Genomic DNA, 23427 nt, shown 5'->3' on the forward strand with positions numbered 1-23427 from the left:
AACCACGGTTAACATATGCTACGCGTACGGAGCCGCGGTGATCGCGTGCGAGACGTGGGCGGCGGAAGGTACGCCAGTCGTCCTCGGCCACGTCCCATGCCACCAGGCACCACCGGCGCAGCCTGACAGGATCGTGCCCATGATTGACGATTTCGCGAAGGACAACCTGCACGAGAGACTGCGACGGGACCGCAGGGCGCTGCTCTGGAAACTCGACGGCCTGTCCGAATACGACGCCCGCCGACCTTTGACAGCGACCGGGACCAACCTCCTCGGCCTGGTCAAACACCTGGCCACCGTCGAGGCCAGGTACTTCGGCGAGGTCTTCGACCGCCCTTCCCCGGAACCGCTGCCCCGATGGCAGGACTCCGACGGCAGCGATCTGTGGGCGACCGAGGACGAGACCCGCGATCAGATCATCGGGTTCTACCGGCGCACGTGGGAGCACTCGGACGCGACGATCAACGAGCTTCCCCTCGACGCCCCCGGCCACGTGCCGTGGTGGCCGGAGTCGACGCCGGCCTGGCACATGAACCTGTTCGCCATCATGGTCCACGTCCTCGCCGAGTCCACCCGGCATGCCGGGCACGCCGACATCCTGCGCGAGGGCCTCGACGGCCGGACCGGGTTGCGCCCCGAACACGAGGAGCAGATCGACGAGGAAGCCCGTGCAGCCTACTGCGCGAAGATCGAGCAGGCAGCCAGGACGGCCCGCACCAATTAGGGATCGACCCCCATCGCGCCACCGTGCCCGTGCCCTCGGCGGGGCCACGGTTCACCCTCGCCCTCACCCCAACCGAAGGCGTCCTCGTCGCACGGGTCCGTCCTGACCCGGCGCAACGACGGACGTCCCCGGCCGAGGACGATGCCGCTCACAGCCACTCCGTCCGGCGGCCGGGGCAGCAACCGGTACGGCGCGGCGGCCATCCGCAGCGTCCGGCACGGTATTCGGGCCGAGAAGGAGCACTCGCCGCAAGCCGACAGCCGTTCAGAGGGCTCTCGCGCGGTCCCGGCACGGACGCATGGATGAACCCTCCAGGCCGGCGGCGCGTCCTCTTGGTATGAAGAGATCGCGGTTGACCGTCATCGCGCTGCTCGCGTCGTTGTGCGCCTGCGGCCAGTCCGGTGCCGGCCCGGTGCCCGCTGCGGCCGCGACCGAGACGATCGTGTTGCCGCGGGCCGATCAGCCCAAAGCGCATCGGCCCACCCTGGAGCGGCTCAAGCGAGAGGCGGCGTCGTCGGGCCGATCCCTGGAGGAGGTCGTCAAGCGGTACGCGGCCCGGGTGGCTGCTACCTCCTCGCCCAGGCCGACGGACTTCGAGGGTTACGATCCTGCCGTGACCGAACCGGGCGTGGTGATCGACGGCATCCCCTACGCCGAACTGGTCGACCTCGGGGCCGTCGCCAGATCGGAGGGCATCTCCTACGAGGAGGCCATCGACCGCTTCGGCTCACAGTCGTCCAACAGCCGGGTGATCGACGAACTCAATGCGGAGTTCCCTGACGAGATCTCCGGTGTCGGATACGTCGACCACCAGCGGGGGCTGCGCATCGGCTTCAAGGGTCCCATCCCGACTCGCGCGATCGAGCTGGCCAGGACCCTCCCCATGGAGGTCACCCTGATCGGCGGCAAGGGATTCTCGGCCGCGGAGCTCCGGCGGGCCCAGGACGCGGTCGTCTCCTGGCTCCGATCCCGTCCTGAGGTGGCCACGATGACGGCGTACCCGGATGAGGAGACCGGCCAGGTCAAGGTCACAGTCCAGCCGAAGGTGATGCCGGACGATGCCGAGGAGTTCAAGCGTGGTCTTCAGCTCCCGCAGCCGGACAATCCGCACATCACCGTCGAGGTCACGCTCTCCGCTTCGTCGGTCGCCGTCCGGCCGCAGTGAGGGCCACCGAAGCCTCCGCGCGACGCCATCACGCCCGAGCCACGATGCAGGTGAAGGAATGGGCCGACGAGACCCGCGCGGTCGCCAAGACCACCATCCACCGGCTGCTGTCGCGCCGCGACATCCCGCTGCGGGAGAAGACCCCGTGGCGCATGCTGTACGAGATCTGCACCAGCTGCGCCACAGCGCCGGCACCCACCTCGGCGAGGCCGAAGTGCCGCTGCAGCTCGTCATGGGCAAGATCCGGCACAAGAACCCCCGCACCGCCATGCGCTACGTCAAACCCGGGCCTGAGGTCATCGAGGTCCTGGCGCCTCGCCGCCGTACCCGCTGATCAACTGAGTGGCGGCTTGCCGTAGCCATTGGAGCTCCGGGCCGAGACTGACGCCCGGCGCCAAGGCCGCAAGCCCCAGGGCTGACACGCTCACCAGGTGGCGTCAGCGCTCGACGAGGGGTGCTCATGGGCGCTGGAACGTTAGAGAGGATCGCAGTTTCTCCATGACCATTTGATCCTCTGGAGCTTCTGCCACCGCGGCCACGAGTACGACCTGGTGCCATCAAGCCCGACTCTGATCCAGTTGCTGTCCACCCGATTCTTGATGATGACCTTGAACCAGACGTCCTCGTCGCAGCCGTTGTAGACGCTGATTCTTTGGGTGAGCCGGCCGATCGTGTGCGTGGCGCCCGCGAGGGGGGGCCGCTCCGCGTTCGACAGCGTTGCCGTGATGGAGTGAGCGCTCGTCGATAGGGCGCCTTCGGAACTGGCCGACGCCGCGGCGGCGGTCGACGAGGCGAGCAACGTGACGAGAGCTGCGGCGCTGAGGGCCGCAAGGGCCTTCTTGTGGGTCATGAGCTTCCTCCTTCTCTTGCTGGTCTGTTGACGCGTCGCTCGATGTGAGGTTGTGAAGTCAGCATGTGGCGGACCTGTTGACTTCCTGTTGAGCTTGCGTTGAGTAGGCCGCTTGGGCGGGAACTGGGGCGTCAGGTCTTGGCTGCGGTCGCGGAGCCGCTGGGTCATTGGGGCTCTGTGCGGCCGGCGGCGATGATCGGGGCGATTCTGCGGAGCAGGAGCTTCCAGCCGTCGGTGTTCTGGACGCCGCCGCGCGGTCCGGCGTCCTGAGTGCCCCTGCACCTTGGAGGAGATGGCGTCACTGCTGGTGACGATCTGGGCCGCGCGAAGCGGCCGGGTTCCGCTCACGCCCCCTTCGATCGGTTCACCGCAGAGGAGTTGATCACGTTCTGGGCCGACGACCTGACAGCCGCAGGTCCTTCCCCTCGATGTGAAGGATGAGATGGATGTTCTCTTTGCCGCGCTTCTCACGCTGCTGGCCACCGTGGTGATGGCTGCCATCACCTGCGCGCTCGTCCTGGCCGCCGATGCTGCCTGGCCGGCCGCGCTTCTGAGCGCGGGCACGGCCGGCGCGGCGACCTTCAGGACGGTGCCCCGGCTGCTCGGCAAGGACCGCCGCGAGGACGAACAAGCCGTCTGCGTGCCAGACGCGCTCACCCGCACGCGCCCTCCGCTCCACAGCTCGTGATCATTTCGGAGCGGTGCGTCGGCGAGGGCCGGGCGAAAGGTCTTCTGTGCTTCTGCGTGGGCCCCGGAGAACCTTGGCGGACTGTGCCCGGTGGCCGGCTGCATCAGCAGGGCGCCCGGGCGGACCGCCGCTGTGCGCGGGGTTTGATCGGGATCGGCGGGCGCTACCGCAGTTGGTCGCGGCCTCGGGTCAGGTAGGCGGTCTCGGCGGTGTTGCCCGCCAGCTCGACAGCCCTGTCGTAGGCCGCGCGTGACTGCCCGCTGTGTCCCAGGCGGCGCAGCAGGTCGGCGCGGGTGGCGTGGTAGGCGTGATGGCCGGCCAGAGCGTCCTCGAGGTGATCGACGGCCGCCAGCGCCACTTGCGGACCGTCGAGCTCGGCGACCGCGATGGCCCGGTCGAGTGCGATGAACGGCGAGGGGTCGCGGCGTGCCCTACGGTCCTGTTCCTCGAGCGGGACCAGTTCGCCGCCGGCCGAGATCCGGGCGGTGCGGCGGGCGTCGGTGAGGAGCATCAGCGCCGGCAGCCCGGCCACCTCGCCGTCGCCCGGCATGAGAGCACGGATCAGGCGGGCGAGCCGGATCGCCTCGGCTGTCAAGTCGAGGCGCAGGCGATCGGTGTCGGGGCCGGTCGCCAGGTAGCCTTCGTTGAACACCAGGTACAGCACGGCGAGGACGCCAGACACGCGTGCCCGCAGATCCTCCACGGCTGGTACCCGACAGGGGATACGGGCCGCCTTGATCTTGGCTTTCGCGCGGGTGATGCGCCGCTCCATGGCGGTCTCGGCCATCAGGTGGGCGCGGGCGATCTCGGGCACGGTCAGACCGCCGACCATGCGCACGGTCAGCGCTACGCGGGTCTGCATCGCCGGCGCCGGGTGGCAGCAGGTGAAGATCAGCCGGAGCCGGTCGTCGTCGATGGCGCCGAGAGGCTCGGGCGGGTCGTCGTACACCGTCTGAGCCTCCTTGTGCTGGTCTTCGCGTTTGTTCTCGCGCCGAATCCGGTCGATGGCCTTGCGGTTGGCTGTGGTGGTCAGCCAGGCGCCGGGGTTGGGCGCTTACCGTCGGCCGGCCACCGCTCGACGGCGGTCGCGAACGCCTCGGCCGCTGCCTCCTCGGCGATGTCGAGGTCACCGAAACTCCTGGTCAGAGCGGCCATCACCCGCGCCCACTCCTCGTGGTGGACCCGGGTGATCGCCTCCTCGACGTCGCTCACAGGAACGGCCGCACCTCGATCTTCCGATCGCAGACCTTCGACGCCTCCGCGGCGAGCTTGAGCGCCACATCCAGATCGGGGGCCTCCCACACCCAGACGCCGGCGAGATACTCCTTCGACTCCACGAAAGGCCCATCGCTGATCACCGCCTGCTCGCCCCGGTTGTCGATGACCGTAGCCGCGTCGGTGTCCGCAAGTCCGCCCGAGAAGACCCAGTAGCCCTCGGCGATCAGCCGTTCGTTGAACGCGCTGATGGCGGGCCGCCGGTCCGTGCTGCCAGGATCGCTCTTGTCATCGATCACGGAAACCAGGTACCGCATTTGAAGATCAACTCCTGTGGTGTCAAGACGGCGTGGCCCGATGGCCAGGGACTTCAGGCCGTCGCATACTGCGGGCGCCCAGCCGGCCGGTAGACCTGGATCGACACACCCTTGGAGTCGACCCGCGATTCGACCAGGTCGAGCGCAAGATCCGGGCCCGCGTCGGGGAACAACCGCGCGCCCTGGCCGACAACCACCGGGATCACGATCAGAGTCATCTCGTCGACCAGGTCGTTCTCCAGCAGCCACTGAATCAGGATGCCACTGCCGTGCACCTGCAGCTCACCCCCGGGCTTGGCCTTCAGCTCACTGATGGCCGCCGCGAGGTCACCGCGGAGAACGGTCGTGTCCTGCCAACGCGGGGTGGTGAGCGTGGTCGAGGCAACGTACTTGGGGGCCTCGTTCAAGGCCACGCCGATGGGATGTGCACGCATCTGGTCGATTGCCCCCCAAGAGCCGGCGAACAGCTCATAAGTGCGCCGGCCGAACAGGAACGCCTCGGCGCGCTGAAATGCCTGCGTGATGAACGTCCTGGTCTCGTCGTCCCCCTTCCCCCGGGCCCATCCGCCGCGCTCGAATCCGTTCCCGCGGTCATCCGACGCGGCGCCGTTTCCCTGCATCACTCCGTCGATGGTGACCTGAGTCATGGTCGTCAGCTTCATGTCGCGGTTCCTTCGCCTTGGCGCCGCCCCCTGCGGGCGGCCTCACCCCCGCTACGAACGCCACCGCCCCGATCCGACACCGCCTCCCGGATTTCTTTGCAGAATTTCCGGGACGCCGGCCGTCAGCGATCCGACACACCGACGCGGACACCAGCGGCGAACGCTCCGCACACATGGCCGCAGATCATTCTTGGCGGAATACGGCCCCCATCCCGATGGCAACACGGGCCCTGACTTCTCTACTCGCCACCAAGCCAAGGACCTCCCCTCCCACGACGTCTGCCCCGGAATCAGAGTGACCGACAACGACGCAAAATCTGCCTGGCGGCTGGGGACACGTTCGGGAGCAGATGGCCTACTCCTGGGGAACGGCGCGGTGGTCGTGCTCAATGTGCGTCCTGGCTCCGGTGGAGGACCTCGTGCCGGCCGCCGCACTGCGTCCGCAACTGGCCGCCGACTACCATCAGGCGGAAATCGAGCTCAATCACCGGTTCGCCCACAGGCTGTCGGCCGGGGAAATTCTCGCTGGACTGCATGCTGCTCGCCTGGAGCAACAGGGCGATCGCGCCGTCGACGAGGCCCAAGTGAATCTGAGGAAGAGGGCTCGTGCGCACATCGCCGCCGTCCGTGCGCAGGCGATCCTGGAGAAGGGGGTTCGTCCCTGGAGCGAGCAAGAGATCAGCGACCGGGCCAGCGCGCATACCTGCAAGATCCTTGCTACAGCTCGGCGTGCGGTGGCCCTGGTCGCCGCGATCCCGCCTGACGAGCTCCGTCGTCTGCGTGAGGCTGACCACCACGAGGGCCTGTGATCAATCCATCCCCTGTACGCCGGTGGTTCACGTTCTGTCTGTTCGGGCTGATGTCCTGGCTTTTCCGCGCACAGGGCGCTCGCTACGCTCGCGTCCAGCTCGCCGGTCACGCCCCCTGGCACGCTGCTTTCGACCAGGGGGCGTGGGTCACGAACCGGCGCCTTCGCGGTTCTCCAGGAGGAAGCGGCGGATCACGGCGGCCACGCGTCCGGGGTGTCCGCGCTGGGCGGTGTTCGAGGTGGCGCTGTGGTCGAGCCCGCGGAGGACCTCGCGGCGGACGTCCGGCAGGACGCGTTCCAGCCCCGTGAGGGCGTCACGCAGGTAGGACGGGCCCTTGGTGCCGCCGAGCAGCAGCACCTCGGGGCGTACCGCCGCGTACCGGGCGAGGTCGCCCGACGCCTCCGCCGACAGCTGGATGTCCTGGCGCAGCGTCGGGGCCAGCTGCGCGAACGTCGGCGTCTCGCCGAGCCTGTCGCCCTTCAGCATCAGGCCGGTCATCAGCTCCAGCACGCCGCGCGGGACGGCCATGAAGATCGCCGGTCCGAGCCGGGCGGCCTTCATACCGGTGACGAGCGCCGCCGCGGTCCTGCCCTCCGCCAGCTCCCGGTCCAGGCGGGGCAGGCAGGCGGCGGGGACGGAGCCGTCCGGGAAGAGCGGCGGCTCGAAGACGACGGCGCCGGCCAGATCGGGGCGGGCGAGCAACGTGTGGAGCGTGATGATCGCGCCGGAGCTCACGCCCGCGACGTGACGCGCGCCCGTGGCGTCGAGCAGCGCTTCCAGGTCCTCCACCTCGCGGCGCAGGCCGTAGGCGGGTCCGGCGGGGCCGCTGCGGCCGCGGCCCCGGCGGTCGGGCAGGTAGCAGGTGAAGTCCGCCGACAGGGCTTCGGCCATGTCGAGCTGGCTGTCTCCCGTCTGCATGGCGCCATGCAGGATCACCAGGCCGGGGCCGTGCCCGACCTCGCGGTAGCCGATGGCGGTGCCGTCGGCCGACGTGACCGTGCCGATGGTGGTCGTGGTCATGATGGCTTCCCTTCGTTTCCGTACGGGAAGGGAGCCCGGCTATCGTGGTTCGCGGTATCTCGTGGCCGGGGCTCCGCTTCGCGGTTCTTCGGTTTCCGAGGTCTCCCGGCGGTGGTGTTGCAGCACCGCCGCCGGGATCCGTCACTCTTCGGTCGTGCCCCTTTCCGCGAGCGCTTCGAGGTCCGGCGGCATCCGCCCGGACACGTGGAAGGCGCGCCAGGTCTCCAGGTCGGGGAAGGTGCCCTCGGCCAGCTCGGTCAGCAGCGAGCCCACCCAGGCGGCCTGCGCCTCCAGCATCGCGAGCGCGTACTCCGACTCGACGAGGAAGAGCCTCGGCAGCTCGTCCCGCTGCTGGTCCAAGGCGTGGCGGGCGGCCTCGACGCGTTCCTGGAGGAGCTGTGACCGCTGCCGCAGCAGCGCGGTGACCTCGTCGGGCGCGAGGCCGCCCATCACCGACAGCCCGGCCTCGAACGACGACGGCTCCCGCCGCGGGGTGGACAGCAGCTCGCGGGTCCAGTCCTCGGCTTCCCGGCGTCCGGCCTCGGTGACACGGTAGACGGTCCGTTCGGGGCGTCCGCCCTGCCGGCCGCTCTCCACCGCCTCCAGCAGGCCGTGCTTGGCCAGGTTCCGTACGACGGTGTAGAGGGAGCCCCACTTGATGGGCATGTCCTCGTCTTTGCCGCGGGCCCGCAACACGGAGGCCATCTCGTACGGATGCATCGGCCGCTGGACGGCGACCGTGAGCACGGCCAGCGCCAGCAGGTTCTCGACCGGCCGCCGCGCACCCATCCGCTTCCTCCTCGCCGACGATTACTCGTAAGCGAATATACGTAGGCGAGTGGCAAACCACAAGAGCCCTCGGCCGGACCCTCGACATGATCGACAAGCAGGTCACCGAGGTCCTGGCGCCCCGCCGCCGCACCCACTGATCATGACCGGCAGCCGGCTGGAGCTGTGCGAGGTCGGGGCCATCACGTCACGGATCCCTGACAGGCGAAGAAGCCCCAGGTCGCTACCGCTGATTCCGGCACTCAGCCTCCTCGAAGGCCCTCACTGCACAGCCCCGACCACGTGACCACTTCCGCCACGACCTCGTGCGCATTGACCGAACCGCTCCGCTTACCGGTCTCGGGATCGACGGTGATAGACATCCGGCGTGGAAAACACCCTGGAGTTCCCTGACCTGCTGCGACTGATCCATGAACGGTCGACCGCCTTCCGCGCCGCCGTCGCCGCCGCGCCCAGTCTGGACGCACAGGTGCCGACCTGCCCCGATTGGACGCTGTTCGACCTGGTGAAGCACCTGGGTGGAGGAGACCGTTTCTGGGCCGCCATCGTCGGCGCGGGGCCTGCCGACGCTCCCCCGGCCGAGGCCGTCGCCGCGCGCGCCGCGCTGGAAGTGCCGCGGGAGCGCGAGGCCCTGCTGGCCTGGCTGAAGGAGTCCACGGAACTTCTGCTGGGCGTCCTGCGAGAGGCGGGCCCGGACGCCGGCTGCTGGGCGTGGTGGAGTGCCCTGCAGACGCCACGGAGCTCAGGCGGAGTCGCCCGGCACCGGGTTCAGGAGAGCGCGGTGCACACGTACGACGCCCAGCTCGCCGCGGGCGCCCCGCAGCCACTGCCGGTCGAGGTCGCCCTCGACGGTGTCGAGGAGTTCCTGTTCACCTGCGTCGCGACGCCCAGCGCCTGGCCGCACAAGCCCACAACCTTCGACTTCCACGCCGCCGAGGGCCGCTCCTGGCGCCTCACGGTCGACGGCGACGGCGCACGCTCCACCCGCATCTCCGCGCCCGGCGAGGACTCGGACGAAGCCGGCGCCTCCGTCCATGGCACAGCCAGTGAGCTGGTCCTCTACCTGTACGACCGCATCCCGGCCGCCTCCTTGCGCGTCGACGGAGACGCAGGGCTGCTTGACCTGCTCCGCGCCTGGGAGCCGGAGGATTAGACCGTCGGGGGTCTCGCCCGATGGTCTCTCGTACGTGAGCGCTCCGCCACGTCGAGGTACAGAACCGCTCACGCAACGTGACTGGTTTCGCCCGATGGTTTCTCCGCGGGGTTGTGATCCAGCGGACGACGGATTGCCTGCCGCGAAGCCCCGCATTTCGGAACTCTGGGGCAGCTGATCGCGCGGCGAGGGCTTGGCGGACGACTTCTCCCCGGCGGTGCGCAGGTGGTCGGCGAAGAGGCCGGGGCCGTACCTCCCGTGAGGCGAGTTGGGCGGTGGGCAGACCGCTCAGGACGCCGGCGACTCAGGGATGAGTGCGAGAATGTCGTCGACGAGGCGCTGCCTGACCCCGCTGGGGATGGAGGCGCCCAGGGCGTTCTCGTATCCCCAGAACCCGTCGGCGGCCATCCGCGCCATGAGGCACCGGATCGCCTCGTCGTCGTGCTCGTCGACCGGCGCCGCGTCGCCGGGGAACCAGCGGTCGTAGACCCGCTGCCAGGGGGCCAGCCAGTCGGGCTCGTTGCCCGCCTCGGCGATCAGACGCGTCTCCAGGCGCGTGGAGGCTCCGGTGGACGCCAGCACGTATCCCCTCGTGCGTTCGGCGAGCGTCGCCTCCTCCGGTTCCTTGCCGGTCGCCTCGCGCAGTCCCCGCTCGACGCGGTCGGCGAGGAACTCGTGAATCCCGGCCAGCAGCGCGTGTTTCGACGGAAAGTGGTAGATCAGCCCGCGTTTGGTCACCCCGGCTTCAGCCGCGACCGCGTCCAGGGTGAGCGCGGTGATGCCGCGTTCCTCGACGACGCGCAGGGCCGCCTCGATCATCGCCGGTCGCGCATTCGGTCGTGCCATGTCCCCTCCTCGTCTCGAGGGTTAGTATACCGTCCGGTGTAGTATACCGTTTGGTGAAGTAACTGGCCTGAGGGGGAAAGATGACCGAGAACACACCGCGAGCGACGACTCGCACCTGGATCGGGCTGGCCGTGCTCGTCCTGCCGATGCTCCTGATCGCGATCGACGGCATGGTGCTGGTCTTCGCGCTGCCCGCGATCACCACGGACCTCCAGCCCTCCGGGACCGAGCAACTGTGGATCCTCGACATCTACTCACTGATGCTCGCGGGTCTGCTGATCACCATGTCGTCGCTCGGCGACCGGATCGGCCGCCGCCGGCTCCTGCTGATCGGCGCGGTGGGATTCGCGGCGGCGTCCGTGCTGGGAGCGCTGGCCATCGCACCGTGGATGCTGATCCTCGCCCGCGCGCTGCTCGGCGTCGCCGGGGCGACCATCATGCCCTCGACGCTGTCGATCATCCGCAACATGTTCCTCGACCGGAACCAGCGCCGCACGGCGATGGCGGTGTGGGCCGCAATGGGCTCCGCGGGCGCCGCGGCCGGCCCGATCGTCGGCGGCTGGATCATCGAAGCCTTCAGCTGGCACGCCGCGTTCCTGATGAACATCCCTGTCATGATCGTCCTGCTGGCGCTCGCCCCGATCTTCGTGCCCGAGAGCGCCAACCCGGCGCCGGGACGCATCGACGTCCCCAGCATCGCGCTCTCCCTCACCGGAATGGTGACGCTCGTCTACGGCGTCAAGACCCTCGCCGAGGGCAAGGAGCCGCCGGCAGCGCTCCTCACGCTCGTCGCCGGCGCCGTGCTCCTGGTGCTGTTCGTGGTGCGCCAGCTGCGCATCCCGAACCCGATGATCAACGTCCGGCTGTTTCGGGTCCGCTCCTTCACCGGCGCGGTCGTGGTCGACCTGCTGTCGGTGTTCGCCCTGGTCGGCGCGCTGTTCGCGCTGACGCAGCACCTGCAGCTCGTCGCGGGCCTGTCCACCGTTCAGGCCGCCCTCTGGATGTTGCCGCAGGCCGCGATCTCCGCGATCGCGGGGTTCCTCGCCGCCGCGCTCGTCAAGAAGATGCCCGCGTCCATCCTCGTGCCGGCGGGCGGCGTCATCACCGCGGCGGGCTTCGGGATGCTGCTGCTCCTCACGCCCCAGACTCCGCCGTTCGTGATCGCGATCTCGCTGTGCCTGGTCGGGCTCGGCGCCGGGGTCGGGCTGACGCTGACCAACGACATCATCATGAGCTCGGTACGGCCGGAGCACGCCGGGCAGGCCGCGGCCGTGAGCGAAACCGCCTACGAAGTGGGCACAGCGCTCGGCACCGCCGTCCTCGGCTCCATCCTGCTCGGCTTCTACCGGACCGGCCTGGCCTCCCAGGCGCCCGTCGGCCTGCCCGGCGAGGTGCTCTCAGCGGCCAAGGAGACGCTCGCCACAGCCCTCGCCTTCGCCGCCGACCTGCCCGGTGCGCTCGGAGCGGCGCTGGCCGACGCCGCGGTGACGTCATTCACCCACGCGCTCGCGTGGACGGGCGGCCTCGCGGCCCTGATCCTGACCGGGGTGTCGATCTTCGCAGCCATCATGCTGCGCGGCGTCTCGGCCCAAGCCGACCTGGCGAAAGCGGACCACTGATCTCCGGCCGCCGGCCCAGCTCCACGTCGCGAGGGAAGGGAGAACTGACGGACAGCCTTTCCCGTGGGAGCCGATCGGCGAGTCAGGTCTGTGCCGCGTTCAACGAGGTAGACGTTCGTCAGCTCAGGCAGAACTCGTTGCCCTCGACGTCCTGCATCACGAGGCACGACTCGTTTTCCTCATCGGCGGGCAGGAGCCGCACGCGCTTCGCGCCGAGAGGGATCAATCGTGCGCATTCGGCCTCAAGGGTTGCCAGCCGCTCTGCGCCGACCAGTCCGGTGCCGACCCGCACGTCAAGGTGCAGCCGGTTCTTGGTGACCTTGCCTTCGGGAACGCGCTGGAAGTACAGCCGCGGACCGACACCCGTGGGGTCGCTGCACGCGAACCATGAGTCCTGCTGCTCGGGCGGCAGTGTGCGAGTGAAGTCGTCCCAACTGGCGAACCCCTCAGGCGGTGCCGGCGGGACATACCCCAACACCTCGCACCAGAAGCGACCGACACGCTCAGGTGAAGCGCAATCGAAGGCGACTTGAATCTGCTTAACAGATGCCATGGGAAAATCCTCCCATAAGGCACTATGTATGCCGTAATCCCCCACCTTGCACCCCGGCCGGATTGGCGAAGTCCTGAAAAGATCCAAAGCTCCAGCCTGAACGCCTCGCCCGCCGACGGGTTGCGAGATGCGTCATCAGGCAAGATAGCGATCACCGGCATGGCGTGACCTGGACGGCCGCTGTCCGGCGCGAAGGCCTCGTTTCTCGGTCATCTGGCAATCCGGCGGATGGAGCAAGGTCGCCACGGTGGATCCGGTCATCACCGAGCAGCCCGGCCGCGCCCACCCACTTGCCCGGCATCTCGACGGCTTCCTCACCGGCCTGGCCAACGCCGGTCGCTCCGCACACCCGGCGCGCCTACCGCGGCGACCTGATCGCCTCCGCCGCCCGCGAGCTGGATTGCGTCCCGTCGCAGCAACCCGAGTGGAGGGCCTCCGACGTGCGCTCTCGGCAGCCCGACATGCGGTTCGGGGAGTGCGCGGTGCGGGTCTTGGGCGGCCCGGGGTCCGATTCGCGCAACCCGCGGGCCGACGTGCGGTTCGGGCAGCCTGCGGTGCAGGCGATGCGCGGTGCGGCGTGTGGTTCTGGGTATGCGGCCGCGCGGGTGTTTCTCGTTGATGCGGTCCACACTGCCCGGGGGTCCGTTGTCCGGGGTCGCCCGCGGTCAGTCGGTCCGTGTTGCCTGTGGTTCGGGGTCGAGGGCTCGTCGGGTGAGTTCGGCGGCGACCGCTCGTTCTCGTAGCAGGGCGGCCTCGGCGCGTGCGGCGTCCAGTTCGGCCCGTACGTCCGCCAGACGCATGCGCTCCAGCCGCAACTCCCCCAGCAACTGGTCGCGTTCCTTGACCGCCGCCGCGGCCCGTACCTTCTCCCGGGCGTGTTGTCTGCGCTCCTTGGCCAGCGCCGCGGCGGCGTCCTCCTCGGCCGACGCCAGCTTCCGGGCCAGGTCACCCACCTCGGTCGCGGCCTGGGCGGCCTCCCGCTGCGCGACCGCCCGGTCCCGTTCGGCCTCCGCGGCCGCGCGTTCGGCACGTTCGGCCCGCTCCACGGCTCGCTCCCGCTCCTGCGCGGCCGCCTCCTCCCTGGCCGTGGCCGCGATCACTGCCCGCTCGGCCAGCTCGCGCGCCCGCCCGGCCGCCGCCGCCTCCTCCCGGGCGCGATCTCTCTCCTCCCGCGCCCGGTCCGCCTCCAGCCCGGCCTGTACGGCCTGCGCCCGCGCCTCCTCGGCCCGCTCCTCGGCCGCCTCCGCCTGCTCGGCCAGCTCCTGGACGACCTGATCCCGGGTCTGCTCGGTCAGCTCCGCCTGGCGCGATGCCTCCTTCACCCGCCGTTCGGCCTGCTCGGCCCGCCGGACCGCCTTCTCGGCTGTCTGCAACGCCTGCCGTTCGGTGCTGGCCGCCTCGCGCAACGCGGCCAGGGCCTGCTCGCGGGCGCGTTCGGCGTCCTGCAGCGCCGTCTCGCGCTCGTTCTCGGCCTCCTCCAGCCGGGCTCGCATCTCGGCGGTCTGCCGGCGCGCGTGCTCGGTGGCCTCGCGGGCCAGGCGTACCTGCTCGAAGGCCTGCTCACGTTCGGTGCGGGCGATCGCCACGCGCGTGTGCGCCTCAGCCTGGACGGCGCTCAGCTTGGCCTCGACCCCGGCCGGGCTCAGCTCGTCGGACAGGGCCTGGGCCAGCGGCTCGATGGCCGCGAGAAGCCCGGTCTCCATCCGGTCGTACAACTGCTCGGCCCTGGCGAGCGCGCCTTCCAGCCCGGGGGTGGCCCGCCGCAGCTCGCGCTCCCGCTTGGCCGCCGCCTGGCACCCCTTCTCCGGACAGTACGACTTCGGCCGCCCACGCCCCGGCCGCTGCTCGATGGGAGCTCCACAATGCTTGCAAGGCGTCACCACGCCGACCTCCGCAGTCACGGCGACACCCTAACATTTTCTAATTTCTGGAAATTCAAATCCAGAAATTGACCATGCGTATGGAAGGTCTGGACGAAGCTGCCATCGCAGTGACGTTCGAGCGCGGTAGGACCACGCCACCGCAGGTCGGCGCCTTGCCCACGTGAACGGCCGGATGTCCGCCACTGACCGCAGACCCGGCCGCGCCGTCTTCCGCCCACCGGACGGACATGCAACGTCTCCGGCGTGTCGCCCCCTTCGCGTCTCCGCCACTCGCCAGAATGCCGTGCCGCACCGACAGTTCGTTCGTATCCACCGCCGTGCCAGCGCGTCCGCCACCGTGCCGGGCGTGACCACCAGCCCCACGTTCCCGCGCGCACACTCACAGGACGATGGCCAGCTCGTACACTTCGCGCCGCCCTCGTCAGGCTCAGCGCCATGTCGCGCCACGCGGTGTGTAGGGCCGGCTGACGGGTCAGCGCAGGCGGTGCGTTGTCTGTCCGGGGCGGCCGCCGGCGGTGGCTGTTCGTCCGCGTCGTGCTGGTGGAGCCGGCCGTCGGCTTGCCCGCCCTCAAAGAGCGGCTGCACGCCGTGAAGGCTGCGGGATCACGGCGGCGTTCGCGCCGTCGCCCGGGGCCGATCAAGGAGATAGGGCGAGCTTCGAGGTGAGCCGCCCGACGATCAACTCCCGGCTCGGTCGAATCGCCGAGCGCCTCGACTTCGAGGCAAGCGCGCCTGACGATCAAAACCCCGGCTCGATCGGATCGCCGAACGTCTCGGCTTCGGCGAAGCTGCTCCGACGATTCAAGTCCCAGCTCGCTTGTGGTGAAATCATCCACCGCTCAACGTGGCCTGGCTCACTGATGTCCCGGCTCAGCTGGGCCACGGACGGCAGAGCCCATGCTGCGCCGCCCCAGCTGGCTTCGCCTCACCTGGCCAGAGTTCTGGTCACGGTCGCCGCACGTCACTTGGCCCGATGCGGGGCGAGGTCGCGGCCAAGGAAGGCCAGCAGCCGCCGGTGGGCGGGCGCGCCTGCGGGCTGGTGACGTTCGGGGCCGAACATTCCGGGGCGGCGGAAGGCGTCGAAGTCCATGCCGCGCATGGTGGCGAGCAAGTCGTCGCAGGCCTGCTCGTCCACCAGCGTTTCCTGGCCGGTGGCGAACGCCAGGTCGACGCCGTGCACCAGGACCTCGGTCAGATGGATGAGTGCGGCCATCGGCCCTGACACTTCCCCGAATCCCAGCCGCACGGTCGTCTTCAGGGCACTCTCGCGGTGCCAGGCCGCGAGGTCGAGCCGGGCGGCTGCGAGAAAGGCGTCCTGCGGGTGGGTGCCAAGCCAGTCATCCTCGTGCTCGCCGCCGGGGTCGGTGCCGGTGAGCTCGGCGGCGAAGACGTGCATGCCGCCGACCAGGTGGTTGAGCTCGGTACGCACGTCCCATCCCGGGCAGGGTGTGGGGGCGGTGAGCTGCTCGTCGGTGATGCCCTTGACGATGGTCGCGGTCATGTGGATGGCCTGGTCGATCCGGCCTACAACGTTGGTCATCTGGTTGCTCATTTCGGTGGGGATTGATCAGGTCCGGCCCGGGTTCACCGCTGAGGTTCACGGGTTGCCCCGGCTCCGGAATTGGGCGCTGACCCGGTGCCCGGCCGCCAATGCCTGGTCGCCCAGTTCGTGGACGCGGGCGGCGGTGGCGCGCCACTGCGGGTACCAGGCGTCCTCGTCGCCGTCCGGGATGGCCCGTGCGGTTCCGATCACCTCGCCCAGGTCCGCCCCGCCGGAGGGGGCGGAGCACGCCGTACGAAGGGACTCGAAGAAGAACTGCACGGCGGACTCTCCAGGATTTAACGAGACGGAACGGGACCGTCTCGACATGTCGCACCATAGACCGGCCCTAGTCGAGACGCAACCGTTCCGTCTCGGGTATGCTCGGCGGCATGAGTCGATCGCCAGCAGCCCGCCCGCCCGGCGGGCCCGTGCTTCAGGGCGCCGTCACCGACGCGATCCGCACCGCCTTCCTCGAAGAGCTCGCCGAGGTCGGCTACGGCAGGTTGTCGCTGGAGGCCGTGGCCCGGCGGGCCGGCTCGGGCAAGGCCGCCATCTACCGGCGCTGGCCGTCCAAGGAAGCCGTGACCATCGACCTGATCGCCCAAGTCTCCTTCGCCGCAACCGACACCCCTGACACCGGAACCCTGCGCGGCGACGTTCTGGCCTTCCTGACCGCAGTCGACGCAGCGCTCCGGCATCCACTGGTGTCGCGAATTCTGCCCGACCTGTTCGCCGCGGGCATCCACCATCCCGACATCGCCGACTCCCTGCGCGACAGGGTCGGTGGAGCTGGACGCGAGAAAGCGGTCAGCGTCCTGCGGCGGGCCGTGGAACGCGGAGAACTCGCGCCCGACACTGACTTCGAACTCGGCCTGGACCTGCTGGCGGGCCCCCTCTACTGGAACACCACCGTCCGCCAGGCCCCCGCCGACCCGGCCCGCCTGCAGCGGCTCGCGGACAAGGTGGTGGCCGCCCTCGCGGCATAAGCCCGGCGTGCGCCCGAACCTTGCCCGCCGGCTCGGCCTCGGCCTCGGCGAAGTCCTTCAGCCCGAACGCCTTGACGATCTCCCAGGTGTGCTCCAGCGCGTCTTGTCCCGCTCGGCATGCGCTTCACGCAGGGCGGATCCTCGATGCCAACTGGGCAGCCCAGGTAGCGAACGGTTGCGAGCTGGAGAGCGAAGCCGCCGCCCATCAGGCACCCCCCCAGCTCCGGACCAGCCCGTTGTGACGTCGCTCACAAGCTGTCACAGCCACAGAGAGGGTTCCGTCTTAGAGCGCATGACGAACACGGAACGCACCACCGCACTGATCACCGGAGCCAACAAGGGGCTCGGTCTCGAAGCCGCCCGCCGTCTCGGCACGCTCGGCTGGACGATCTTCCTCGGCTCCCGCGACGAGGCCCGCGGGCAGGCCGCCGCCGCCCGGCTGGCCGAGGACGGCATCGACGTGATCATGATCCCCCTGGACGTGACCTCCGACGCGTCCGTGAACGAGGCCGTGCGGCTCGTCCGCGAGCACACCGGCCACCTGGACGTGCTGGTCAACAACGCCGGCGCGCCGGGGAACGCCGTCCCGCCCGCGGACGCCACGGCCGGGGAGATCCACGCGGTCTACGACACCAACGTCTACGGCCCGGTCAGGGTCACCCACGCCTTCCTGCCCCTGCTCCAGGCCGCCGAGAACCCGCGGGTGGTGATGGTGTCCAGCGGCGGCGGCTCCTTCGCCGTCGTCACCGATCCGGACCAGCCCGTCTCGAAGATGCACGAGCTCGCCTACAGCTCCTCCAAGGCGGCCCTGAACATGATCACCGTCCGGTACGCCCAGGCGCTCCCGCACATCAAGTTCAACGTCGCCACCCCCGGCGAGACCGCCAACCACAAGTTCGCCGCCACCGACATGAACCGTCACACCGGCCTGCTGACGGTCACCGAGGGCACGGACTCGATCGTCCGGCTCGCGACCCTGGGCCCCGACGGGCCCACAGGCGTCTTCGTCGACCGCCTCGGCCCGATCGCGTGGTGACCTCGGTGCGCCACCGGACCCGCCCGCCTGGCCACGAGGACGTCCAGTCGCACGGCTACCCTGCTGGGCGTCGTACGCAAGCACCTCCGGACGGGAAGGCCGAGCAGATGAGCCGCGGTACAGGAGCCGGCGCGACCGACCCCCTGGCGGAGGAGCCGGACGTGACCGGCTACCGGCCGCTGCTGTTCTCCATCGCCTACGGGATGACCGGTTCGGTGGGCGACGCCGAGGACATCGTGCAGGACGCGTTCCTCGGCCTGACCAGGGCGCGCAACGCGGGCACCGTGATCAGCGAGCCGAAGGCGTACCTGACGACCGCGGTGACGCGGCTGGGCATCGACCACCTGCGCTCGGCGCGGGTGCGACGGGAGACGTACGTGGGCGAATGGCTGCCCGAGCCGGTCGTGGCGCACATCGGCGAGCCGGGACCGGCCGAGCACGCCGAACTGGCCGACTCGTTGTCGATGGCGTTCCTCGTGCTGCTGGAGTCGCTGTCGCCGGTGGAACGGGCGGTGCTCATGCTGCGCGAGGTGTTCGGCTACGGCTACCAGGACGTGGCGCGGATCACCGGCAAGACCGAGGTGAACTGCCGGCAGATCCTCGCCCGTGCCAGGCAGCGCGTCGCCGCCGGCCGGCAGTCCCGCGACGGCGCGCCCACCCGGGCGCGGCGGGCGGCGGGCGAGGAGCTGGCCCGCAGATTCTTCGACGCCGCCGACGGCGGCGACCTGGACGCGCTGCTCGGCATGCTCGCGCCCGACGTGGTCCTGCACGGGGACGGCGGCGGCAAGGCCCAGGCGATGGCCAGACCGGCGGCCGGGGCGCCCCGCGTCGTCAAGATGCTGGTCGCGGGGCTGCGCCGGGTCCGCGCGCTCGGCGTCTCGGTACGGACGGCCTGGGTCAACGGCCGCCCCGGGGCGGTCATGTACGACGCCGAGGGACGCGTGGCGGGCGTGGTCGAGCTGGACGTCGCCGACGGCGTGATCCAGGCGATCCACTCGGTGGTCAACCCGGACAAGCTCGCCCATCTCGGCCCGGTCTCCGACGTCGCCCGCCTTCCGGAGAGGTGAGCCGGGTCAGGAGGACGCGGCGGCGGTGTAGCGGCGGGCCAGCTGGGCGAAGGCGTCCTTGAGCTCGGCGGGGCCGACGACCTCGATGTCGGCGTCGAACCTGCCGAGCGCGGCCGCCAGCCCCAGCCACGACCACGACCCCATGACGATCCGGCAGCGGTCCGGCCCCGCCTCCTCGACGAGCCCGTCCCGGACGTAACGGGACACGACCGCCGCGGGCAGCGCGAGGATCACCTCGCCGCGGCAGGGCCAGTCGCCCGCCTCGTCCGAGCCGCGGAAGCGCGCGGTGACGAAGGCGGTTACCCCGCCGCCGGGCAGCTCGCGCGGGGTGAAGCGCGGCCCGGTGGGCGTGCGTGGCCGGACACGGTCGGCGCGGAAGGTGCGCCAGTCCGCGCGGTCGAGGTCCCACGCGACGAGATACCAGCGCCCGCCCCAGGTGACGAGGTGGTGGGGCTCCACCCGCCGGGGCGGCGGGAGCGCGACGCCGTCGTCCGCCTCCGACGGGTAGTCGAAGCGCAACACCTCACGGGCATGGACGGCGGCGCTGAGCGCGACGAGCACCCCGCCGGCGACCTGCGGCTCGGGCCGGGCGCCCGCCCGCTCGACGGCGGTCACCTGGAGGGTGTCGATCCGGTGGCGCAGCCGTGCGGGCATGACCTGCCGGACGGTGGTGAGCGCCCGCGCCGCGGCCTCCTCGATGCCGGCCCCGGCGGTGGCGGCGATCTGGAGCGCGATGGCCAGGGCGACGGCCTGCTCGTCGTCGAACAGCAACGGCGGCAGCTCGCTGCCCGCGTCGAGCCGGTAGCCGCCGTCGGGGCCCTTGATCGCCGCGATGGGGTAGCCGAGGTCGCGCAGACGGTCGACGTCGCGGCGCACGGTGCGCGGGCTGACCTCCAGCCGCTCGGCGAGCAGCGCCCCCGGCCAGTCGCGGCGCATCTGGAGCAGTGAGAGCAGGGCCAGCAGGCGTGCCGAGGTCTTCTGCATGTCTCCCATGGTGCCGCAGGAAGAGGCCACAACCTGACCGCTTCCTCCGCCAGCATGGGCACCGCAACCGGGGGCCGGACGGCTCCCGGCGACCATGAGCCGAACCGGCGAGGAGCCTGCTATGTCTGTCAATGTCGTGATTCATCTGAACTTCCGGGGCGAGGCCGCCGCTGCGCTCGCGTTCTACCGGTCGGTGTTCGGCGGGGACGTCACCACCGTGACCTACGCGGACGCCGGCAACGTCCAGGACCCCGCCGACGCCGGCCGGGTGATGTGGGGCCAGGTGGCCGCGCCCGGCGGCTTCCGCGTGATGGCCTACGACGTGCCCGCCCACCTGCCGTGGGACCAGGGCGAGAACGCGTTCTTCGTCTCGCTCGGGGCGGGCACGGCCGAGGAGGCCACCGCGTACTGGGAGGGACTGGGCGCGGGCGCGACCGTCGTGCGGCCGCTCGGGCCCGCGCAGTGGGTGCCGCTGCACGGCATGCTGCGCGACCGGTTCGGGGTGACCTGGATCGTCGAGCACGGCGCGTCCTGAAAGAAGCAGATGACCGTTCTGAGCACCAGGGCGCTCAACCGCGCCACGCTCGCCCGCCAGTTGCTGCTCGACCGCGCCGGCCTGCCGGTCCTCGACGCCGTCGGGCACCTGTGCGGCCTGCAGGCGCAGGAGCCGCAGGAGCCCTTCACCGGGCTCTGGTCACGGCTGCGCGCCTTCGACCCGGCCGCGCTGTCGGACCTGCTGACCGGCCGGGACGTGGTCCGGACCCACCTGATGCGACGCACCGTCCACCTGGTCACCGCCGCCGACGTCCTGGCCTGGCGATCCAGGCACGACGCGATGCTGCGCCAGCGGGTGCTCGGCGTCTACCGCCGCGAGCTGGCCGGGGTGGACCTCGACGAGCTCGCGGCGGCCGGACGGGCGGTGCTGGCCGACGGCGAGCCGCGCTCGATGTCGCAGCTCGCGCGGGCGGTGGCCGATCGCTGGCCCGCGCCGGGGCCGCGGGCGCTGGGCGAGATGCTGGTCGCCGCGCTGGTCCCGATGGCGCAGCTCCCGCCGCGCGGGCTGTGGCGGGCGCGGGCGGGCGTGCGCAACCTGCCGTTGTCGTCCTGGCTGGGGCGGGAGGCGGACCCGCCGTCCGCCGACGGCTCCGATCCCGTGGGGCGGGCTCTCGTACGGCGTTACCTGGCGGCGTACGGCCCCGCCGCCACGGCCGACCTGCGCGCCTGGTCCGGCCTGGCGGGCCTGCCCAAGGCCGTGGCGGCGGTACGCGAGGAACTGGTCGCCTTCCGGGACGAACGCGGCCGCGAGCTGCTGGACCTGCCCGGCGCGCCGCGCCCCGACCCCGGCACGCCCGCCCCCGTACGGTTCCTGCCGGCGTTCGACAACGCGATCCTCGGCTACGACGACCGCGACCGGATCATCGACCGCGAACACCGCGGCCTGTCGGTCGTCGGCGCCCGGATGGTCCTGGTGGACGGCCGGGTCTCGGCCACCTGGACGGTCGAGGACGACACCGTGCTCGTCACGCCGCTGCGCGACCTGTCCCCGGCCGAGCGCGCGGCCGTCGGCGAGGAAGGAGGTGCCCTGGCGGCGTTCCTCTCCGACGGGGCCGGCGACCGCACCCGGATCCTCGGCGGCTGAATACATCCCCATAAGCTCGGCCATACTGTCAGGACCGCGGGCGTCCCTGGTGACGGACCGGCCGGCGGGTAGGAGGTGGGGACGGAGAGGAGCCGACACCATGAACGTGCCCGAGCACGACGCCGGGCCGCACCGGCCGCAGGACGGACGTCCCCGCGGGCTGTGCGACCTGACCCACGCGGGCGGGTACGTCGTGGACGACCGGGGCCGGATCGTCGAGGTCGCCCCGCGCACCGAGGCGCTGCTCCGCCGTCCCGCCGCCGAACTGCTCGGCGCGGACGCCCACGACCTGCTCCACCGCGGCCCGCGCGGCGAGACGCTGCCGCGCAGCCGGTGCGCGATGCGGCGCCCGCTCATCACCGGCGGCACCTCCCAGGGCGAGCGGGAATGGCTGGCGCGCGGCGACGGCTCCCTGCTGCCGGCCTCATGGCTGGTCACGCCCTGCCGGCTGGCCGACGGCAGGACCGGGGCGCTGGTGCTCTTCCACGACGCCGAGGAGCCCGGCGCGCAGGTCCCGGAGCCGGGGCACGAGACGTCGATGTCCGAGCTCGACCGGCTCGCCCTGCTGGCCGAGACCACCACGACCCTCGCCTCCAGCCTCGACGTGGACGAGACGCTGCGCCAGCTCGTCCGCCTGGTGGTGCCGCTGCTGGCGGACTGGGTGGTGGTGGACCTGCTCACCGAGCACGGCGGCGTGACCCGCGCCGCCGTCGTCCACCACGAGGACGGCGTCCTGGTGCACCACGAGGACCTGGAGGGGCCGATGCCCGCGGTCCCCGAGGAGTCGCCGATGCCGCTGTCGCGGGCGTTGCGCGGGGTCACCGCGACGCTGGCCGGGCCGGAGACCTACCAGGGCGCGCCCGACTCCGGCATCGCGGTCTTCCAGCAGGAGCTGTTCCGCAGGACCGGCATGCACTCGGCGGGCATCGCGCCCATCCGCGGCGTGCGCGAGGTGGTCGGGGCGCTGACGCTCGGCCGCGCCGAGCGGCCCGGCGCGTTCACCACCGCCGACCTGCTGCTGGTGGAGGACATCGCCCGGCGCGCCGGCCTCGCCCTGGACAACGCCCGCCTGTACGAGCGGCAGCGCCGGGTCGCCGAGACCATGCAGCGCCACCTGCTGCCGCGCCTGCCGTCCGTGCCCGGCCTGGAGATGAGCGCCCTCTACGTGCCCGCCCCCCGCGCCTCGCAGGTCGGCGGCGACTGGTACGACGCCTTCACCATGCCCGACGGCGCCACCGCCCTGGTGATCGGCGACGTGGTCGGCCACGACCTGGAGGCCGCCGCCGGGATGGCCCAGGTCTGCAACATGCTGCGCGCCTACGCCGGCGCCGGGGAGCAGGACCTGCCCAGCGCCATCCTCGACCGGCTCGATCGCGCGGTGGTGCGCATGGCGCAGGCCACCATGGCCACCGTCGTCCTGGCCCGGCTGGAGCACACCGACGACGGCCGCTGGCTGCTGCGCTGGAGCAACGCTGGCCATCCGCCGCCGCTGCTGGTCGAGCGCGACGGCCGTACCCGCTTCCTGGAGGAGGGCCAGGGCCTGCTGCTGGGCACCGGCATCCGCGGGGAGCGCGACGACGCCGTCGTGGAGCTGCCGCCGGGGTCCACCCTCGTGCTCTACACCGACGGGCTGATCGAGTCCCCGGGGCATTCCCTGGACGAGGGGCTGGCCCGCCTGAGCCGGTACGCCGCCTCCCACACCCACCGGCCGCTGAACGCGCTCGGCGACATGCTGCTGAAGCGCGTCCGGCCCGAGGACAACGACGACGACGTCGCCATGCTGACGCTGCGCGTGCCGCCGCGCGTCCCGGCCCCGGACGCCCTGCGCGGCGGCGTGCTGGACGGCGAGCGGAGCCTGCCCGCGATCTGACGACCGGCG

At 71.1% G+C, this 23427-nt stretch carries 26 protein-coding genes; 13 read left to right on the forward strand and 13 right to left on the reverse strand.

Annotation, left to right across the window (positions count from 1 at the left end; all coding sequences use genetic code 11):
- Positions 1–139 precede the first annotated feature (139 nt).
- The 3 genes from ABT158_RS23345 to ABT158_RS23355 all read left to right on the forward strand — a co-directional run bounded on the left by ABT158_RS23345 (position 140) and on the right by ABT158_RS23355 (position 2223).
- The gene (locus tag ABT158_RS23345; RefSeq protein WP_352356566.1) at positions 140–724 is read left to right on the forward strand and encodes a DinB family protein; all 585 of its coding nucleotides are present in this window, start codon (positions 140–142) and stop codon (positions 722–724) included.
- Between the two features lie 352 nt (positions 725–1076).
- The gene (locus ABT158_RS23350) at positions 1077–1889 is read left to right on the forward strand and encodes a hypothetical protein (RefSeq protein ID WP_352356568.1); all 813 of its coding nucleotides are present in this window, start codon (positions 1077–1079) and stop codon (positions 1887–1889) included.
- Between the two features lie 145 nt (positions 1890–2034).
- On the forward strand, positions 2035–2223 hold the full coding sequence (locus ABT158_RS23355; RefSeq protein ID WP_352356570.1) for a tyrosine-type recombinase/integrase: 189 nt from the start codon (positions 2035–2037) through the stop codon (positions 2221–2223).
- A gap of 141 nt (positions 2224–2364) precedes the next feature.
- Here ABT158_RS23355 and ABT158_RS23360 read toward each other — a convergent pair whose 3' ends face one another.
- Entirely contained in the window at positions 2365–2739 is a 375-nt protein-coding gene (locus ABT158_RS23360) for a hypothetical protein (RefSeq protein WP_352356572.1), read from the reverse strand.
- Positions 2740–3181: 442 nt separating this feature from the next.
- Here ABT158_RS23360 and ABT158_RS23365 point away from each other — a divergent pair, with 442 nt between their 5' ends.
- Positions 3182–3427, forward strand: coding sequence for a hypothetical protein (locus ABT158_RS23365; protein WP_352356574.1), 246 nt, complete (start codon positions 3182–3184; stop codon positions 3425–3427).
- A gap of 163 nt (positions 3428–3590) precedes the next feature.
- On the opposite strand, the gene ABT158_RS23370 is transcribed toward ABT158_RS23365, so the two are convergent.
- The 4 genes from ABT158_RS23370 to ABT158_RS23385 all read right to left on the reverse strand — a co-directional run bounded on the left by ABT158_RS23370 (position 3591) and on the right by ABT158_RS23385 (position 5621).
- Positions 3591–4376, reverse strand: a complete 786-nt coding sequence (locus ABT158_RS23370; protein WP_352356576.1) for an RNA polymerase sigma factor — start codon at positions 4374–4376, stop codon at positions 3591–3593.
- An 80-nt stretch (positions 4377–4456) separates the two neighbouring features.
- A complete protein-coding gene (locus ABT158_RS23375) occupies positions 4457–4639 on the reverse strand; it encodes a hypothetical protein (RefSeq protein WP_352356578.1) in 183 nt (60 codons plus the stop codon).
- On the reverse strand, positions 4636–4959 hold the full coding sequence (locus tag ABT158_RS23380; protein ID WP_352356580.1) for a YciI family protein: 324 nt from the start codon (positions 4957–4959) through the stop codon (positions 4636–4638). Before ABT158_RS23380 ends, ABT158_RS23375 begins: the two co-directional genes overlap by 4 nt.
- A gap of 53 nt (positions 4960–5012) precedes the next feature.
- Positions 5013–5621 carry a dihydrofolate reductase family protein gene (locus ABT158_RS23385; protein ID WP_352356582.1) on the reverse strand — a complete coding sequence of 203 codons (609 nt, stop codon included), beginning with the start codon at positions 5619–5621 and terminating at the stop codon, positions 5013–5015.
- 407 nt (positions 5622–6028) lie between these two features.
- On the opposite strand from ABT158_RS23385, the gene ABT158_RS23390 reads away from it, so the two are divergent.
- Positions 6029–6430, forward strand: a complete 402-nt coding sequence (locus ABT158_RS23390) for a hypothetical protein (protein WP_352356584.1) — start codon at positions 6029–6031, stop codon at positions 6428–6430.
- Positions 6431–6577: 147 nt separating this feature from the next.
- On the opposite strand, the gene ABT158_RS23395 is transcribed toward ABT158_RS23390, so the two are convergent.
- Both ABT158_RS23395 and ABT158_RS23400 read right to left on the reverse strand, forming a co-directional pair.
- Complete coding sequence (locus ABT158_RS23395; protein ID WP_352356586.1) at positions 6578–7450, reverse strand: alpha/beta fold hydrolase; 873 nt, start codon at positions 7448–7450, stop codon at positions 6578–6580.
- A gap of 141 nt (positions 7451–7591) precedes the next feature.
- Positions 7592–8239, reverse strand: coding sequence for a PadR family transcriptional regulator (locus ABT158_RS23400; protein WP_352356588.1), 648 nt, complete (start codon positions 8237–8239; stop codon positions 7592–7594).
- A 367-nt stretch (positions 8240–8606) separates the two neighbouring features.
- Here ABT158_RS23400 and ABT158_RS23405 point away from each other — a divergent pair, with 367 nt between their 5' ends.
- A complete protein-coding gene (locus tag ABT158_RS23405) occupies positions 8607–9392 on the forward strand; it encodes a maleylpyruvate isomerase family mycothiol-dependent enzyme (RefSeq protein WP_352356590.1) in 786 nt (261 codons plus the stop codon).
- A gap of 288 nt (positions 9393–9680) precedes the next feature.
- On the opposite strand, the gene ABT158_RS23410 is transcribed toward ABT158_RS23405, so the two are convergent.
- Positions 9681–10238, reverse strand: a complete 558-nt coding sequence (locus ABT158_RS23410; RefSeq protein ID WP_352356592.1) for a TetR/AcrR family transcriptional regulator — start codon at positions 10236–10238, stop codon at positions 9681–9683.
- An 80-nt stretch (positions 10239–10318) separates the two neighbouring features.
- Here ABT158_RS23410 and ABT158_RS23415 point away from each other — a divergent pair, with 80 nt between their 5' ends.
- On the forward strand, positions 10319–11857 hold the full coding sequence (locus ABT158_RS23415; protein WP_352356594.1) for an MFS transporter: 1539 nt from the start codon (positions 10319–10321) through the stop codon (positions 11855–11857).
- Between the two features lie 118 nt (positions 11858–11975).
- Here the strand turns inward: ABT158_RS23415 and ABT158_RS23420 are convergent, their stop codons facing one another.
- The 4 genes from ABT158_RS23420 to ABT158_RS23435 form a co-directional block, all read right to left on the reverse strand.
- Positions 11976–12410 (reverse strand): VOC family protein, encoded by a 435-nt coding sequence (locus ABT158_RS23420; protein WP_352356596.1) that lies wholly within the window; start codon positions 12408–12410, stop codon positions 11976–11978.
- A gap of 665 nt (positions 12411–13075) precedes the next feature.
- On the reverse strand, positions 13076–14311 hold the full coding sequence (locus ABT158_RS23425; protein ID WP_352356598.1) for a coiled-coil domain-containing protein: 1236 nt from the start codon (positions 14309–14311) through the stop codon (positions 13076–13078).
- A gap of 943 nt (positions 14312–15254) precedes the next feature.
- Positions 15255–15833, reverse strand: a complete 579-nt coding sequence (locus ABT158_RS23430; RefSeq protein ID WP_352356600.1) for a TIGR03086 family metal-binding protein — start codon at positions 15831–15833, stop codon at positions 15255–15257.
- Between the two features lie 57 nt (positions 15834–15890).
- Positions 15891–16115 carry a hypothetical protein gene (locus tag ABT158_RS23435; RefSeq protein WP_352356602.1) on the reverse strand — a complete coding sequence of 75 codons (225 nt, stop codon included), beginning with the start codon at positions 16113–16115 and terminating at the stop codon, positions 15891–15893.
- A gap of 110 nt (positions 16116–16225) precedes the next feature.
- Between ABT158_RS23435 and ABT158_RS23440 the strand changes: the two genes are divergently transcribed.
- The 3 genes from ABT158_RS23440 to ABT158_RS23450 all read left to right on the forward strand — a co-directional run bounded on the left by ABT158_RS23440 (position 16226) and on the right by ABT158_RS23450 (position 18925).
- Positions 16226–16822, forward strand: coding sequence for a TetR/AcrR family transcriptional regulator (locus ABT158_RS23440; protein ID WP_352356604.1), 597 nt, complete (start codon positions 16226–16228; stop codon positions 16820–16822).
- Between the two features lie 292 nt (positions 16823–17114).
- Complete coding sequence (locus tag ABT158_RS23445; RefSeq protein ID WP_352356606.1) at positions 17115–17858, forward strand: SDR family NAD(P)-dependent oxidoreductase; 744 nt, start codon at positions 17115–17117, stop codon at positions 17856–17858.
- 107 nt (positions 17859–17965) lie between these two features.
- The gene (locus ABT158_RS23450; protein WP_352356608.1) at positions 17966–18925 is read left to right on the forward strand and encodes an RNA polymerase sigma-70 factor; all 960 of its coding nucleotides are present in this window, start codon (positions 17966–17968) and stop codon (positions 18923–18925) included.
- A gap of 6 nt (positions 18926–18931) precedes the next feature.
- Here the strand turns inward: ABT158_RS23450 and ABT158_RS23455 are convergent, their stop codons facing one another.
- On the reverse strand, positions 18932–19909 hold the full coding sequence (locus tag ABT158_RS23455; protein WP_352356610.1) for a helix-turn-helix transcriptional regulator: 978 nt from the start codon (positions 19907–19909) through the stop codon (positions 18932–18934).
- A gap of 121 nt (positions 19910–20030) precedes the next feature.
- Here ABT158_RS23455 and ABT158_RS23460 point away from each other — a divergent pair, with 121 nt between their 5' ends.
- From ABT158_RS23460 to ABT158_RS23470, 3 genes are all read left to right on the forward strand, one after another.
- Positions 20031–20444, forward strand: coding sequence for a VOC family protein (locus ABT158_RS23460; protein ID WP_352356612.1), 414 nt, complete (start codon positions 20031–20033; stop codon positions 20442–20444).
- Positions 20445–20453: 9 nt separating this feature from the next.
- Positions 20454–21548: a winged helix DNA-binding domain-containing protein gene (locus ABT158_RS23465; protein ID WP_352356614.1), complete on the forward strand. Its 1095-nt coding sequence runs from the start codon at positions 20454–20456 to the stop codon at positions 21546–21548.
- Positions 21549–21648: 100 nt separating this feature from the next.
- Positions 21649–23418, forward strand: coding sequence for a SpoIIE family protein phosphatase (locus ABT158_RS23470; RefSeq protein ID WP_352356616.1), 1770 nt, complete (start codon positions 21649–21651; stop codon positions 23416–23418).
- Positions 23419–23427 lie beyond the last annotated feature (9 nt).

Origin of the sequence: Nonomuraea sp. NPDC001636, from assembly GCF_040298265.1 — a bacterium.
GTDB lineage: Bacteria > Actinomycetota > Actinomycetes > Streptosporangiales > Streptosporangiaceae > Nonomuraea.

What these genes read in the sequence shown, in the direction of transcription:
- ABT158_RS23345 (WP_352356566.1), top strand. Translation starts at nt 140, where the DNA reads ATGATTGACGATTTCGCGAAGGACAACCTGCACGAGAGACTGCGACGG.
- ABT158_RS23455 (WP_352356610.1), bottom strand. Translation starts at nt 19,909, where the DNA reads ATGCAGAAGACCTCGGCACGCCTGCTGGCCCTGCTCTCACTGCTCCAG.
- ABT158_RS23410 (WP_352356592.1), bottom strand. Translation starts at nt 10,238, where the DNA reads ATGGCACGACCGAATGCGCGACCGGCGATGATCGAGGCGGCCCTGCGC.
- ABT158_RS23450 (WP_352356608.1), top strand. Translation starts at nt 17,966, where the DNA reads ATGAGCCGCGGTACAGGAGCCGGCGCGACCGACCCCCTGGCGGAGGAG.
- ABT158_RS23420 (WP_352356596.1), bottom strand. Translation starts at nt 12,410, where the DNA reads ATGGCATCTGTTAAGCAGATTCAAGTCGCCTTCGATTGCGCTTCACCT.
- ABT158_RS23465 (WP_352356614.1), top strand. Translation starts at nt 20,454, where the DNA reads ATGACCGTTCTGAGCACCAGGGCGCTCAACCGCGCCACGCTCGCCCGC.
- ABT158_RS23385 (WP_352356582.1), bottom strand. Translation starts at nt 5,621, where the DNA reads ATGAAGCTGACGACCATGACTCAGGTCACCATCGACGGAGTGATGCAG.
- ABT158_RS23395 (WP_352356586.1), bottom strand. Translation starts at nt 7,450, where the DNA reads ATGACCACGACCACCATCGGCACGGTCACGTCGGCCGACGGCACCGCC.
- ABT158_RS23430 (WP_352356600.1), bottom strand. Translation starts at nt 15,833, where the DNA reads ATGACCAACGTTGTAGGCCGGATCGACCAGGCCATCCACATGACCGCG.
- ABT158_RS23360 (WP_352356572.1), bottom strand. Translation starts at nt 2,739, where the DNA reads ATGACCCACAAGAAGGCCCTTGCGGCCCTCAGCGCCGCAGCTCTCGTC.
- ABT158_RS23365 (WP_352356574.1), top strand. Translation starts at nt 3,182, where the DNA reads ATGGATGTTCTCTTTGCCGCGCTTCTCACGCTGCTGGCCACCGTGGTG.
- ABT158_RS23415 (WP_352356594.1), top strand. Translation starts at nt 10,319, where the DNA reads ATGACCGAGAACACACCGCGAGCGACGACTCGCACCTGGATCGGGCTG.
- ABT158_RS23470 (WP_352356616.1), top strand. Translation starts at nt 21,649, where the DNA reads ATGAACGTGCCCGAGCACGACGCCGGGCCGCACCGGCCGCAGGACGGA.
- ABT158_RS23460 (WP_352356612.1), top strand. Translation starts at nt 20,031, where the DNA reads ATGTCTGTCAATGTCGTGATTCATCTGAACTTCCGGGGCGAGGCCGCC.
- ABT158_RS23400 (WP_352356588.1), bottom strand. Translation starts at nt 8,239, where the DNA reads ATGGGTGCGCGGCGGCCGGTCGAGAACCTGCTGGCGCTGGCCGTGCTC.
- ABT158_RS23380 (WP_352356580.1), bottom strand. Translation starts at nt 4,959, where the DNA reads ATGCGGTACCTGGTTTCCGTGATCGATGACAAGAGCGATCCTGGCAGC.
- ABT158_RS23440 (WP_352356604.1), top strand. Translation starts at nt 16,226, where the DNA reads ATGAGTCGATCGCCAGCAGCCCGCCCGCCCGGCGGGCCCGTGCTTCAG.
- ABT158_RS23445 (WP_352356606.1), top strand. Translation starts at nt 17,115, where the DNA reads ATGACGAACACGGAACGCACCACCGCACTGATCACCGGAGCCAACAAG.